The following is a 13,652-nucleotide window of genomic DNA, read 5'->3' as shown; positions in this document are numbered from 1 at the left end:
GATCCGTGGTCCCTATCAGGCGAACCACATCTTACGCGACATCTGGCCGTTCATCAGCTCTTGGGTCGGGTCGGTCTCCCACCCTTCCAGCTGGTTGCTGACGCCTTCGACAAAGTCGTTGAACATCGGGCAGATCAGACCGCCTTCGTCGCGGACCATCTGGCCCATCTGACTGTAGATGTCTTTGCGCTTGTCAGTATCCAGTTCGGCACGGGCCTGGAACAACATCTCATCAAAGGCCGGAACCTTGAAGCGCGTGTCGTTCCAGTCGGCGCTGGACAGATACGCGGTCGAGTACATCTGATCCTGCACCGGACGGCCACCCCAATAGGATGCGCAGAAGGGCTGAACGTTCCAAACCTCGGACCAGTAGCCATCGTTGGGTTCACGCTTGATCTCCAGCGGGATACCGGCCTGAGTGGCGGTTTGCTGGAACAACGCGGCGGCGTCCACGGCACCTGGGAAGGCGCCATCGGCCACGCGAAGAATGATGGGCGAGCCGTCATGACCGGATTTCTTATAGTGCTCGGCCGCTTTTTCGACACTGAACTCACGCTGCGGGATCGATCCGTCGAACAGAGGGTAAGCTGCGTTGATCGGCATGTCATTCCCGATCGAGCCATAGCCACGCAGAACCTTGTCGACCAGTTCCTGCCGGTTGATCGCATATTTCAGCGCCAGACGCAGCTCGTTGTTGTCGAACGGCGCGGTGTCGCAATGCATGATGAACACGTAATGCCCGCGACCGGCGGTCGAATGCACGGTCAGATTGGGCGCGCGGCCCAACAAGCCAGCGACTTTGGGTTCGACCCGGTTGATCGCGTGAACCTGGCCCGATTGCAGAGCGGCAGTACGGGCAGTTGCGTCGTTGATCACGACCACTTCGACACTGTCGAAATTACCGAAATCGCTGTTCCAGTGGTTGGCGAATTTCTTGAAGACGTGGCGCACGCCCGGCTCATCTACCTCAAGCTGGTAGGGGCCTGTGCCGATACCGGCGGCCGGGTTGTCCATGCCGCCATCGGGCTGGATGATCAGGTGATAATCGGCCAGAAGATAAGGCAGGTCGGCATTCGCTTCGGACAACGTGACCTGGAAATACTCGCCATCGGCCTTCATCGACTCGATGCCCTTCATGATGCCCAAAGCACCAGACTTGGAATCTTCGTTCGAGTGGCGCTCCATGGTTTTCAGCACGTCTTCGCTGGTCATGGTCTTGCCGTTGTGGAACTCAACCCCCTGACGCAGTTTGAACGTCCAGACCTTGGCGTCCGCGCTGCCTTCGACGCTTTCGGCTACGCGCGGCTCAATCGAGCCATCGGGGGCAACTTCGATCAGTGTGTCGCCGAACTGTTTGCCGTTCGCAAACGGAACCGAGCTGGCATATGTGGCCGGGTCTAGCGAGTTGGTGGATTCGCCGCCCTGAAGGCCCAGCTTCAGATCACCGCCCTTTTTCGGGCCCGCCGCGCGCGCCGCGTCGGCAAAAATGGTGCTGGCCATGGCTGCCGAAACACCCAGAGCCGCTGCTTTCCCCATGAATTCGCGGCGGGTCAGCTTGCCCGCGGTGACCTGTTTGGTCATGTGAGTGAGTTGTTCGTTCATTATGGTCTCCCGGTTGATTGGATTCTGCCCTTGAGGGCTTTTTATTGACGCATGAGTCAAAATAGGCGGAATTCGTCCTGACGGGCAAGGGTTAATCTTGGCCCCGGCAGGTGCCGCGTCACATGTGATTGCGCGGAATTTCATCCTCCAGCTCTTTCGAAAAGATCAGGTCTTGCCCTTCGTAGGCCTTTAGCTCGGCACGGAGGTAGAAGTTTTCCGCGTCCGACCACATCGTACAGGATGTTTCTGTCCGCAGGAGGATGTCATCACGCTGCATTTCTTGCGTCCAAAGGCAATGGCCGCGTGCTGACAGCGGGTCGTCGGGATGGATCGACCACCGTTCTGTGGCCGTGCTACCATGGGTCAGGTCGTGATGGTTGTCGGTGATCAGGCCGAAATCATCTTCGATGATCAGATGGGTTTCGCCGGTGTTCATGTCCACCTCGACCCGTCGCGCATTTTTGTCGGGACGTAAAGTGGTGACATCGCGCGGAGTTTCGGATTCGGGCGGTTGAAACACCCATTCGTCAACGGTTGAGGGGCGGACGGGGATGTCAATCGTACCTTGAGTCAAATGCAACTCGGCGGCTTCGGGCGTGGGCCAAATCAAGGGCCAATAGGCGCTGGAGATCGCAACCCGCAACCGGTGCCCCTTGGGCACGCGGTACGCAATGTGATCCAAATCCAGCTTGACCTCATAGGTTTCACCGGAGGTCAACGGCGACGGCGTTGCGTGGCTATCTCGATGGGACAGGTTCAGCACCCCATAGGTGATGCGCGTCGAGGCACCGTCGGGGTGGATATGGTTCAGTCGCACAGCCAACTGGGCGTGTGGCCGGTCTGCGCTTATCCGTAGCCGCAGGTGGGGGGCACCCACAACATCCATATCGTCGGCCAGCGGGGCACTGTCAAAACAGGCGGACAGCGCGTCGTCCGCGCGTTGATCGCCGGACATGTCGGGGCCCAGCCAGATCGCGCAGTATTCGCCGCTTTCCATCCCGCAAGTTTGTGGAGACCGGATGCGTGCGTCCAGAGGGCCAGGTACGCCAAGACCGTGATCACTCAAGTCCAGCGTTTGAACCGGCAGATGCGTGGTTGCGCCTTTGTCTTCGGTTATCCAGCGGCCGGGGCGCTCGGTGTACCAACGTTGCGGTCGCACCCCATCCATCAGATAGGCGCGATAGTCGGGGTCCTGATCCACGCCGGTATCCGCACCTTTCAGCCAGTGGTCCCACCACCGCAGCGCCTCTTGCAGGAACCCGATCCGGGGTTCGGGCACCGCGAAATGGGGGTATTTATGCACCCAGGGGCCGACGATGCCTTTGACCGGGGCGGCAAGCTGTTCGACCAGCAGAGGTACCGTATTTTTGTAGGCATCCCCCCAGCCACCGACCGCTAAGGTTGCCGCACGGATGGCGCTGAAATCTTCGCAAACCGATCCGTGCTGCCAATAGCTATCCCGCGTCTGATGGCGCAGCCAAACCGAGGGCAAGAAGGGTTCATTCTCAAGCCGTTCAAGCCATAGCTCGCGCCAGTTCGAGCGCAGCGCCGGGTCGGGCGCGCGCGAGGAATAGGACCACATGGTGGCCCCCCAGCCCAAGTTTTCATTCAGCAGGCAACCGCCCTTATAGTGAATGTCATCCGCATATCGGTCGGCAGTCGAGCAGAGGGTTATGATCGCCTTCAGCGCCTCGGGCTGCATGGCGGCCACTTGCAACGAATTGAAACCGCCCCAGCTGATCCCCATCATTCCCACATGGCCGGTGCACCAAGGTTGTTCGGTCAGCCATTGGATGGTCGAAACCGCGTCGTCCAGCTCTTGCTGGGTGTATTCGTCCTCCATCAACCCTTCGCTGTCGCCATTGCCGCGCATGTCCACGCGGATGCAGGCATAGCCGCGCTTGGCAAACCACGGATGGGTCAGCGCATCGCGCGTCGCGGTGCTGTCGCGTTTGCGGTAGGGAAGGAATTCCAGAATGGCCGGGACCGGTGCATCATGGGCATCCACCGGACACCAGACCCGCGCCGAGAGGCGGCAGCCATCAGGCATTTGAATGCCAACATCGGGAAGGTCTTCGATCTCGCGCAACGTGTTTGAAGGGCTGGTCATGGTCTGAGTGTCAGGGCCTTGGGTTTTGGGTGTGTCATGAAAATCGTCAATTCAATCGCGGATTGCGACAAGCAGGTCCATAACATTCGTCCCGGTCGGACCTGTCACCAACAGCGCCCTGGCCTTTTCCAGAAAGCTGCCGCTGTCGGCATCGCGCAGCGCCTGTTCCGCGTCATCGCCCCATGTGGTTCCGTCGACGATGCCCCCAGCGGCCTGTGTCGGGCCATCGGTGCCATCGGTACCGCCAACGATTACCGTCAGCCCCTTGGCCCCCGCGATCTCCTTGGCCAAAGCCAACGCAAGCGCCTGATTGCGCCCACCGCGCCCGGGGGTTTCGGGCAGGACGACGGTCGGTTCGCCCCCTAACACCATCACGCCTGTCGGCATATCGCGCAGGCGAGGGCCAAGAGCTGTCGCAACCGCCTGATAGTCGTCATGCAGCGCTTCTTCATTGGCGATGACACGCGCGCCCTCGGCCTCGGCCTGCCTGGCCGCCGCCGCGCGGGCATGGGCGTTGGAGGCCACGATCTGCGCCGTTGCTTCAAAATCGCGGGTCACGGGCAAGACGCCGATCCCCGAGCCGATCACATTCAGATCGTCGCCGGGCACGTCCGAGATCGCCAATACAGTCGCCTTGCGACCCGTGAAATGGGACAACAACCCGCCGCCCTTGATCCGCGAAAGCTTGCGGCGCTGGGCGTTCATCGCGGTGATGTCTAGCCCCTGCGACAGCAGTTGTTTGTTGAGCTGAGCCAGATCGTCCAGCGTTTTGCCCGGCACCAGATCCTCAGCCAATGAGGACGCACCGCCCGAGACCAGCAGCAGCAGATGCGCATCAGTCGACAGACCCTCGACCGATTCGCGTAGCGCACGCCCGCCTTCCAGACTGCGCGCGTCGGGCACTGGGTGCGAGGCTTCGATGACCTGCACGTGGTCGGGCAGGTCGCCTGCATGGTCATCCTTGGTTACGACCAGCGTCGGGACTGTGCCAAAATGCTCCAGCGCAGCAAGCGCCATCGACGCCGCAGGTTTTCCCACGGCTAGTATCTGATCAGGCTTTTCGATATCGCCCAGAACCGCCTTCGTCGCGGCATAGCCACCCACGGCCTCCACTCCGGCGTTCCAGATCCGCAGGGCTTTTTCTGTTCGCTCCATCAGCTTTCCATCCAAATCGTGACCGGCCCGTCATTGACCAGCTCAACAGCCATATCCGCGCCGAACTGACCGGTTTCAACGGGGATGCCGTGATCGCTCAGTTGTTGCGCGAAGGTTTCATACAGGTGCTTTCCAAGCTCGGGCGGGGCAGCCTCGGAAAAGCCGGGCCGGTTCCCGCGCGACGTATCAGCGGCCAGCGTGAACTGGCTGATCACAAGGGCCGAGCCACCGATATCCAACAACGACCGGTTCATTTTACCCGCGTCATCCTTGAATATCCGCAGTTTCGAGATTTTGGCGGCAAGCTGGCCGGCCCGCGCCTCGTCATCGCCCTGCATGGCGCAAACCAGTATCATCATCCCTTGACCGCACTGCCCGATGACAGTGCCATCGACTGAAACGCTGGCATGGCTGACCCGTTGTAGAACTGCGCGCAAAATTTTTCTCCGTAGGTATTAGTATCGCGATTACCCGACCCAGTTCACAAATGCCTCGGGGGCGGCGCGGGTGGTTCGGAAGCAATTTGCGGGGTGATCGGTGTCGGCATAGCCAAACGAGATCGCACACAGGATCAAGCGGTCGTCGGCAATATCGAAATAACGGTGCAGGAACGGGCTATAGCTGGCCAGTGCCGCCTGTGGAATGGTCGCCACCCCCAAGGCCTGCGCCGCAAGGGTGAATGCGGTAACGAACCCGCCACAATCCAGCGCGCCGTAAGATCCAAGCTCGAGCGGGCTTGAAATGATCGCGCAATGCGGCGCACCAAACAGCGCGAAATTCTGCATCATCTGTTCGGCAGATGCGGCGCGGTCGCCGCGCTGTACCCCGACTGCCTCGTACAGCGCCCAGCCACATTCGCGTCGGCGGTCCCGATAGACGCCGGAATAAGAGGTCGGGAACGGCAGGTCGGGTTCGTGTGAGGCAGTTTGAACCTCGTCTTGCAACGCCTTGCGGAAGGCGTCGGTTTCAGCCCCGCTGGTGACAGTGACCTGCCAGGGTTGCGCATTGCACCAGCTGGGCACGCGGGCTGCGCTGGTCAGGATCTGTTCGATCTGCTCTTTCGGAACGGGATCGGAGCGAAACGCACGGCAGGAATGGCGCTGGTCCAGCAATCTGTTCAGATCGGATAGCGTCACACTGACCTCCCCTTCGGTGTTGACGACGCGCAAGATGACGCCTGCGCTTGGGATGTTCAAGCGATTAAAACACCGACCCGGTTGTTTGCTATTGCTGGCCCGTTGCCACCAAGTAACCGACCCCGGCCGCAACCAGCAGGCCCAGTGTAACAGCAATCGTGACCTTAATCGCAGACCAGGGGCGTTCGCCTTGAACGCGCCCAGTGCGGCCGTTCACGACAAACCGATAGGTCTTGCCCCGGAACTTATACGCGGCCATCCAGACCGGCAGCAGGATATGTTTGAAGGTGACATCGCGCACATCGGTGTCGACCGCATGGATGCGCTGACGGTCGCCGCCGATATCAAACCGCACGTCGCGTTCGATCACGCGGGCCATATGCGCGCGGGCCTGCCCATAGCCTTCACGCAGCTCGACCGTGTAGGCCTCTGCCCGAAATCCAGCCAGATACTCAGGCTGGTAAGGTTCAAGCGCGGGCAGATCCCATGGTTCCAAGGCGTCGGTATATGATTTGGGCAAGGATTGAGACGCCAAAACCAGCACATCGTCAAAGAACCGCGCGACACGGCCGGATTTCGGCGACCACCGCACCTTGGCCACCCGCTGCTGCACGCGCTTGCCGTCGCGCATGACCGTTCGGGTTTCATAGTAAACCGTGCCCCGCTCACCCCGATAAGAGGATTTGGTGTCCGCGTCAAAGGTCCAGTAGGGTACATAAATTCCCTGCATCTTACGCCCCTTGCGGGCATAGTCTTTCAACCCGTTGGGCGCAAACCACAGCCGGCCCAACCATTCGGTCATGGCAGCGTGGGCGGCGCGTTCCTCCAGTGCAAAGGGCAGAACGCCGCGCGGCTTGATATGTCGGTTCACGCCGGTATCCGTCACCACCGGCGTCGCACAGAACGGGCATTCCGCCGCGTGGGTGTCTGGATCAAACTCGACCTGAGCGGCGCAGTTCGGGCAGGACAGAACGCGGGTTTCCTCGATCTCGCTGTCAGGCAAGCGGTCGGCGATGGCGGCGTCGAAATCCAGTTCTTTCAGACTGGCCCCGCCCCACGGTCCTGCGCCGATGGCCTCGGAATGGCCGCAATGGTCGCAGGTCAGGGATCCGTCGGTCGGGTTGAAACGGTAATCCGCGCCGCATTGGTCACAGGGGAAACGGTGTTCTTCTGTCATTTAACAGCCCTACGAAAAATTCACGCCCCCGGCGGTGGGGGCGGCAGGATCGTGAACAGCTGCGCCAGCTCCTGCACGTCACCGGCCTTTTTCCAGCCATCCTGACCGGCGGTCCAGACGTAGGTGTCGCGCGTTAGCTCTCCGTCAGCGGCCATGCGACCCATCTTGGCTTTGGAAAACGGTCCGCTGGTTTGACCATCCACGGCGATATGCCAGACATGCTCGACCGGCGGCGGAGGCGGGGGTGTCACATGCGCCGAGGGTTGCGGGGCAGCGGGGGCGGAACTGCCCCACGGGCCGCCCGGCTGACCCGCTGCCATGTTTGACATCTGCTGCGCCATGGCCATTCCCATTCCCATGCCAAGACCCGCGCCCATGCCGCCGCCCTGACTAGGGTTGTTGGCAGCTGCCGTCATAGCCTCGGCTGCGGAATACTGGGTGAACTTGCCCAGATCGCCCGCCAACCCCATTGAGGTTCGCTTATCCAGCGCCGCCTCGACCGCCGGCGGCAATGAGATGTTCTCGATGTAAAACTCAGGCATCTCCAGCCCATAGCCATCCAGCACGGGCGAGACTTCGGCGGCGATCAGTTTACCCAGATCGGCGGTGTTGGCGGCCATGTCCAGAACCGGAATGCCCGAGCCCGCAATCACGCGGCTGAATTCCTGCACGATGATGTTGCGGATCTGAAAGCTGATCTCATCCATGGTGAATTCGCCATCTGTGCCCACAATCTCGACCATGAACTTTGCGGGGTCCTTGATCCGAACCGTATAGGTACCGAAAGCCCGAATGCGCGTGGGTCCGAACTCGGGGTCGCGCAGCATGATCGGGTTCTTGGTGCCCCATTTCAGGTCGTTGAACCGGGTCGTGTTGACGAAATAGACCTCGGACTTGAACGGAGATTGAAAGCCGTGATCCCAATGCTGCAAGGTCGTCAGGATCGGCATGTTGTTGGTCTCAAGCATATAAAGACCCGGGGTGAACACATCTGCCAGCTGCCCCTCATGCACGAAAACGGCGGCCTGACCTTCGCGCACTGTCAGCTTGGCGCCGTATTTGATCTCGTGGCCTTCACGCTCGAACCGCCAGACCATGGTGTCGCGGGTGTCGTCGACCCAGTGAATGACGTCAATGAATTCTCCGGTCAGAAAATCGAAAATGCCCATTGGGGTCTCCTTTTCTTGGGCCTAAAGCGGCTGGCCCATCAATTCACGCGCAATGATCCGCACCACGGGGTGCGCGTCTTCGGCGGACACGCCGGGTTTCAGGCGCGGATCATAAAGCATGGTCAAAAGTTTCTCGTCATGGCTGGTCAACAGCGCGAATTCGTCGTCGTCGTTGAAAATCGACGGTCGCGCCGCTGGGCTGTCATTAGACAGACCCAAACCTTGCGCGATCTCTTCATGAATGCAGCTAAGCCGGGTCAGATCCGGCAGCTCGGCCCGGATCAGCGTGACCGCGCGCACGAATTTGAAAGGCGCACTCGGGGTTTGCGAGGCAAAAACCAGACAGTCGATATTCGAACGCGGATTGGCCACCAGATCCAGCAGCGGCGCGCTGATCCCCGGCACCAGCTCTTTCAGGCGTTTGACCACATAGGCACTGTCATCCTTACCCGCAAAGAAGACATGGAAGTTGGGTTTGCGCGTCACGACCGAAATTGGATGCCCCGTCACCCGCGCCAGCCGTGTGGCAAAAGCATCGACCAGTGCCGCATCGGCCACGCGTGTGTCTGGGGCCACCGAAGGGGCAAATTCAGACTGTATGCGCACCGGGCCTGCCCAACGGCTGAGACGCCCGTCCGTTTGCGGGCTGCGGATCGTCACCGTGTGGTCGGGATATTCGCTGTAAAAGGCAATAGCCTCGAAATTGCGCGCCAGATCGTCCGCGTCATAGGGCGTATCGGGCCCGCCGCCGTCAATGCGCAGCATCCCTCGGGTCAGCAGATCGCCCTCGACCCGCTGATAGAACCGGGCCAGATCCTGACTGGCCGCTGAGGGCGGCACATAGGCATTGGCCGCAGGGAGCGCCGGTGCCGCAGGGGCTTGCGGTGCCACAGACGTGGTTAGGGCCTCGTCACAATTGGCCAGGGCCAGCAACGCAGCCAGCCCAAGAGCAGGTTTGACCAGGGCGCGTAGGGTCACGCGAATCAGCCCGGTACGGCGGTACCGGCATTGTCGCCGATCCCATCCTTGCGGGCCTTAGCGGCGGCCAGCGTGTCGCGCAACTCGGTCTCCATCTTCTGCAATTCCTGCTCGGCGGCAGCGCGTTTCGCCTTGCCCTCATCCGCGATGGCGAGGCTTTCGTTGATGGTGCCGATGAGATCGGCATTGGCCTGTTTCACAGCTTCGATGTCGAACACGCCGCGTTCCATCTCTTCGCGGATCATCTTGTTTGACTGGCGCAGATTGGCCGCGTTCGAAGTAAGCAATTCATTGGTCAGGTCGTTGGCCTCACGCACGGCCGAGGCCGCCTCGGCGCTGCGTTGGATCGTGACAGCTTGCGCCAACTGCGTTTCCCACAGCGGTACGGTGTTCACCAAGGTCGAATTGATCTTAGTCACCAAGGACTTGTCGTTTTCTTGCACCAACCGGATCGAAGGCAGGGACTGCATCGTTACCTGCCGGGTCAGTTTCAGGTCATGCACGCGGCGTTCCAGATCATCCCGTGCGGCGCGCAGGTCGCGCAGTTCTTGCGCGCGCATGACCTGTTCGTCTTCCGGCGCGTCCTGGACGGCGGCCTCTTTTTCGGGGATATCATGGCTGTCCAGCTCGGTCAGCTTTTCCTCGCCTGCCGCAATGTAAAGCGCCAGCTCGTCGTAAAAGCCCAGTGTCTTTTCATAGAGTAGATCGAGGGATTTAATGTCTTTCAGCAGCGTATGTTCGTGCGCCAAAAGGTCGTCGGTGATGCGGTCGATCTGCCCCTGAACCTCTTCATACTGGGCGGTGAACTTGGCGAACGGAGCAGCTTTGCCCATCAGCTTTTCCCACCAGCTGCGTTCGCGGCGCACGTCCAACTCGCTGACGGAAAAACCTCGGATCGTGGTAACGATGTTGCGCAAACTGTCACCAGCGGGGCCCACATCCTTGTTGCGCACGTCGGCCAGCATCGCCTGGCTGATCTCTTGCAATTCCGCCTGCGCCGACGATCCGAAGGAAACTATCGAGTTCGTGTTGTCCATATCGATCTCATCCATGCGGGTGCGGATTTCGGCCTTGACCGGATCGTCCGCTTCTTCCAGCGGGACAACTTCGGACTGGGGTTCGGGCAGGGTAACAGCGGTGACCTCTTGTACCAGTGTTTCGGCTTCAACCGCCTTGTTCTTAATGTCGTCGGACATGGGAAATCCTTTCTCAAAAAATCCGGCTGATCATTTCAACCGGACGCCTTCGCGCTGCAACCGTTCGCGCAGCACGTCAATTTCAACCGTCAGATCGCTGCGGTCATCCAAAAGCATCTTGCGGGTTCGAGCAGCGAAATTTTGCTCCAGATCGTCCAGCAGGGCCGTGAAATCGGCCAGCGCCTGCGCATCCCGCGTGCGGGCATAGACATCGGCAAATTTGACGGTCGCATCCCGTGCGCCTTGCAAATAGACGGTCAGATATTTGCGCGCGCCCGACAGGTCACGCGGGTCATCCTCGACCGTACGAAACAGGTCGCGGGCGGTGTCCTGAAATTGCTCGACCCGCGCCTCGATCCGGCGGTCGCCTGCGCGCTTAATGGCGTCGGTCATCTCGGTCAGGTGCTTTTCAGCATCTTCCACAACCCGCGCCACGCGATCTTGCTGGAAGGTATCGACCCCCTCCATCCCTTTGTCTTTCAGCGGGTCAAGTCCAAAGGACACCGCGTGCAGTGCTGTCGCGGCTGCTCCGAAAAGAACGGGGGCGAGTAAGCTCGCCTGAGCCGCTGCATCCACCAGTTCCGAGCGGTAGGCGGCCAGCGCTGTGCCAAGCCCAGTCAGGACGCTGGCAAAGATCTTTCGCGGAATCGCCGGACGCCGCGCTGTGCGGCGCGCGTTATAGGCGGCCTCGGCCCGCAGCCCTTCGCGCAGTAAGAAGGCAGCTCCGGTCAGGGTTGCGGCGGCGATCAACCCGACGGTCATGCCGATGGCACCATCGTTCAGGGACAAAAACACCAATGGGATGGCGGGTAGAAACAACAGATTGGCGCGCGCACCGGCAGGTTCAACCCGTGCGCCGTCGAACTGCCCGCGCGACCCGCTCTCCGACGTGGATGCGTCACCTGACGGGCTGTATTTTCCGCCAAATCTTTTGGCCATGGTCTACAGCCCCCCTAGAAGGCCGGTGCAAACACCAAATAACAGCGCCAAAAGGGCGGCATAGGCCAGTTTCTGTACTCCGGTGCCGGACATGAGAGCCCCCAATGACAATGCTCACGGAAAATTTAGGGCATGAGGGGCCTTGGCGCTAGGGGGAAGGTTGCCTAACCCGCGTCACTTGCGTGATTTCTTGCCGACCGGTGGCCTGTTTCGCTGAGGTCTGGTCGGGCGTTTGACCGGGGCTTCGGGTGCGGGATCCAGTCCAAGCTGGTCACGCATGACGCGGCGGCGAATTTCCTCGACCTCGCCCGGCTTTAGATTGCCCAGCTGAAACGGGCCGTAAGACACACGCAGCAAGCGGTTCACGGCATAGCCGATATCTTCCATCGCGCGGCGGATTTCGCGGTTCTTGCCTTCGCGCAGCCCGATGGTGAGCCAGGCATTGGCGCCCTGCTGGCGGTCCAGCGAGACATCCATGGGCAGGAAGCGCTCACCGTCGATCACCAAGCCCTTGCGCAAAGGGGCAAAATCTTCGTCCTTGGGGCGACCGTTCACCCGCACGCGGTATTTGCGCAGCCAGCCAGTTGAGGGCAGTTCCAGCTTGCGCTTGATGCCGCCATCATTGGTCAGCAGCAGCAAGCCTTCGGAATTCAAGTCCAGCCGCCCGACACTCATGACGCGGGGCATGTCCTCGGGCAGGTTGTCGAAGATCGTCGCGCGACCCTTTTCATCGCGCGTTGTCGTCACCAATCCGGAGGGCTTGTGATACAGCCACAGGCGCGAGGGTTCCGGTTCGGACACCGGCTTGCCATCCACAGTGATCCGGTCCTTGCTGGTGACATTCAAGGCGGGGCTGGTGATGGCCTTGCCATTCACGGTCACACGACCGGCTTCGATCATGCGTTCAGCTTCACGGCGCGAGGCGACGCCCGCGCGGGCAAGCACTTTGGCGATCCGGTCGCCGGGAGGAGGGGTTTTGGTCATCCGCAGCCCATAGCGCATCCCGCCGGCTTGCGAAAGACAGGTTTCTGATGCAGTCAGAGGCATGACTTTCAAGTCCTTTATGAACATCGCGCTGGAACAGGCCCGCGCAGCTGCCGATCGTGGAGAGGTTCCGGTGGGCGCTGTCATCGTGCAGGGCGACCAAGTGGTGGCTGCGGCGGGCAACCGCACGCGCGAACTAAACGACCCAACGGCGCATGCCGAGATTCTGGCTCTGCGTGCGGCTTGTGCTGAGGTGGGGTCCGAGAGGCTACCCGATCATGACCTCTATGTGACGCTGGAGCCTTGCGCGATGTGCGCTGCCGCTTTGTCTGCGGCGCGTATCCGGCGCATTTACTATGGCGCGGCCGATCCGAAATCGGGCGGGGTGGCGCATGGGGCGCGTGTGTTCACGCATCCTCAGGCGCATCACGCGCCCGAGGTTTACGATGGTATCGCGGGGCAAGAGGCCGCCGACTTGCTGAAGACCTTCTTTGCCACGCGACGTGGTCCTAAAGCGTGATAGGTTTCATCACCTCGGGTTCAATTACATCGACACCGGGCAGTCCTTCGATCAGCGTCTGGGCAGATTGTTCCAGGATCGGGAAGGTCTTGTAGTGGCAGGGAATCACGGTTTTGAAGTTGAAATACCGCTGCGCGGCATAAGCAGCGCCTTTCATATCCATAGTGAAATGCCCACCCGCTGACAGGATCCCAATATCGGGTTTATAATAATCGCCCATCCAGTCCATATCGGCCATGATGTCCGTGTCCCCCGACACATAGAGCATGTGACCATCGCCCGCGATCATGAACCCAACTTCGCTGCCACCGGTACGCAGGCCGTCGGGAGTGGAAAAGGTCGAGCTGTGTGAGGCCGGAACCATCGACACCATCACGCCGTTCAGATTGACCGTGCCACCTTTGTTGAAGCCAACGGTCTCGATCCCTTCAGCTTCGCTCCAATACCCCATCAGATCGTATTGGCCGACCACCGGAATCTTGAGGCGCTTTGCCAGTGAGACAACATCAACCACATGGTCGAAATGCGTATGTGTCAGCAGGATATGTGTCGCATCATCCAGCGCCGCGTCGTGCTGGTCTTCGGGCAGAACCGGATTTCCGGTCAGCCACGGGTCGAGCAGCAGCACTTGTCCTCCGGTTTCGATGCGGAAACTGCCGTGGCCCAGCCAAATGATATTCATGAAT

The 13,652-nt window shown here is 60.5% G+C and carries 13 protein-coding genes; 1 reads left to right on the top strand and 12 read right to left on the bottom strand.

What is annotated here, in order from left to right; all coding sequences use genetic code 11:
• Nucleotides 1-15: 15 nt before the first annotated feature.
• The 11 genes from ACR0L1_RS02720 to ACR0L1_RS02670 form a co-directional block, all read right to left on the bottom strand.
• A complete protein-coding gene (locus ACR0L1_RS02720; protein ID WP_480503246.1) occupies nucleotides 16-1,602 on the bottom strand; it encodes an ABC transporter substrate-binding protein in 1,587 nt (528 codons plus the stop codon).
• Nucleotides 1,603-1,720: 118 nt separating this feature from the next.
• Nucleotides 1,721-3,712 (bottom strand): CocE/NonD family hydrolase, encoded by a 1,992-nt coding sequence (locus ACR0L1_RS02715; protein WP_480857013.1) that lies wholly within the window; start codon nucleotides 3,710-3,712, stop codon nucleotides 1,721-1,723.
• A gap of 51 nt (nucleotides 3,713-3,763) precedes the next feature.
• Nucleotides 3,764-4,867, bottom strand: a complete 1,104-nt coding sequence (locus tag ACR0L1_RS02710; protein ID WP_480857011.1) for a glycerate kinase type-2 family protein — start codon at nucleotides 4,865-4,867, stop codon at nucleotides 3,764-3,766.
• Nucleotides 4,867-5,304: a D-aminoacyl-tRNA deacylase gene (gene dtd / locus ACR0L1_RS02705; protein WP_480857009.1), complete on the bottom strand. Its 438-nt coding sequence runs from the start codon at nucleotides 5,302-5,304 to the stop codon at nucleotides 4,867-4,869. The genes ACR0L1_RS02710 and dtd overlap by 1 nt, the downstream gene beginning before the upstream one ends.
• Nucleotides 5,305-5,334: 30 nt before the next feature.
• Nucleotides 5,335-6,003, bottom strand: a complete 669-nt coding sequence (locus ACR0L1_RS02700; RefSeq protein ID WP_170788232.1) for a nitroreductase — start codon at nucleotides 6,001-6,003, stop codon at nucleotides 5,335-5,337.
• 88 nt (nucleotides 6,004-6,091) lie between these two features.
• A complete protein-coding gene (locus ACR0L1_RS02695; RefSeq protein WP_480503240.1) occupies nucleotides 6,092-7,180 on the bottom strand; it encodes a TFIIB-type zinc finger domain-containing protein in 1,089 nt (362 codons plus the stop codon).
• 20 nt (nucleotides 7,181-7,200) lie between these two features.
• Nucleotides 7,201-8,349, bottom strand: a complete 1,149-nt coding sequence (locus ACR0L1_RS02690) for an SPFH domain-containing protein (RefSeq protein WP_170788234.1) — start codon at nucleotides 8,347-8,349, stop codon at nucleotides 7,201-7,203.
• Nucleotides 8,350-8,370: 21 nt separating this feature from the next.
• Nucleotides 8,371-9,333, bottom strand: a complete 963-nt coding sequence (locus tag ACR0L1_RS02685) for a DUF2927 domain-containing protein (RefSeq protein WP_480857160.1) — start codon at nucleotides 9,331-9,333, stop codon at nucleotides 8,371-8,373.
• Entirely contained in the window at nucleotides 9,333-10,523 is a 1,191-nt protein-coding gene (locus tag ACR0L1_RS02680; RefSeq protein ID WP_170788235.1) for a toxic anion resistance protein, read from the bottom strand. Before ACR0L1_RS02680 ends, ACR0L1_RS02685 begins: the two co-directional genes overlap by 1 nt.
• Nucleotides 10,524-10,553: 30 nt before the next feature.
• Entirely contained in the window at nucleotides 10,554-11,462 is a 909-nt protein-coding gene (locus ACR0L1_RS02675) for a 5-bromo-4-chloroindolyl phosphate hydrolysis family protein (protein ID WP_480503237.1), read from the bottom strand.
• Between the two features lie 174 nt (nucleotides 11,463-11,636).
• Entirely contained in the window at nucleotides 11,637-12,509 is an 873-nt protein-coding gene (locus ACR0L1_RS02670) for a pseudouridine synthase (protein ID WP_170783955.1), read from the bottom strand.
• Here ACR0L1_RS02670 and ACR0L1_RS02665 point away from each other — a divergent pair.
• Entirely contained in the window at nucleotides 12,508-12,966 is a 459-nt protein-coding gene (locus ACR0L1_RS02665) for a nucleoside deaminase (RefSeq protein ID WP_480857005.1), read from the top strand. The genes ACR0L1_RS02670 and ACR0L1_RS02665 overlap by 2 nt on opposite strands.
• Here ACR0L1_RS02665 and ACR0L1_RS02660 read toward each other — a convergent pair.
• Complete coding sequence (locus ACR0L1_RS02660) at nucleotides 12,956-13,648, bottom strand: metal-dependent hydrolase (protein WP_480857003.1); 693 nt, start codon at nucleotides 13,646-13,648, stop codon at nucleotides 12,956-12,958. The two genes, ACR0L1_RS02665 and ACR0L1_RS02660, sit on opposite strands and share 11 nt — an antisense overlap.
• Between the last annotated feature and the right edge of the window lie 4 nt (nucleotides 13,649-13,652).

This window comes from Ruegeria sp. J8, assembly GCF_056531925.1.
The sequence above is the reverse complement of the archived record's forward strand: the minus strand, read 5'-3'. Positions and strand labels throughout refer to the sequence as shown.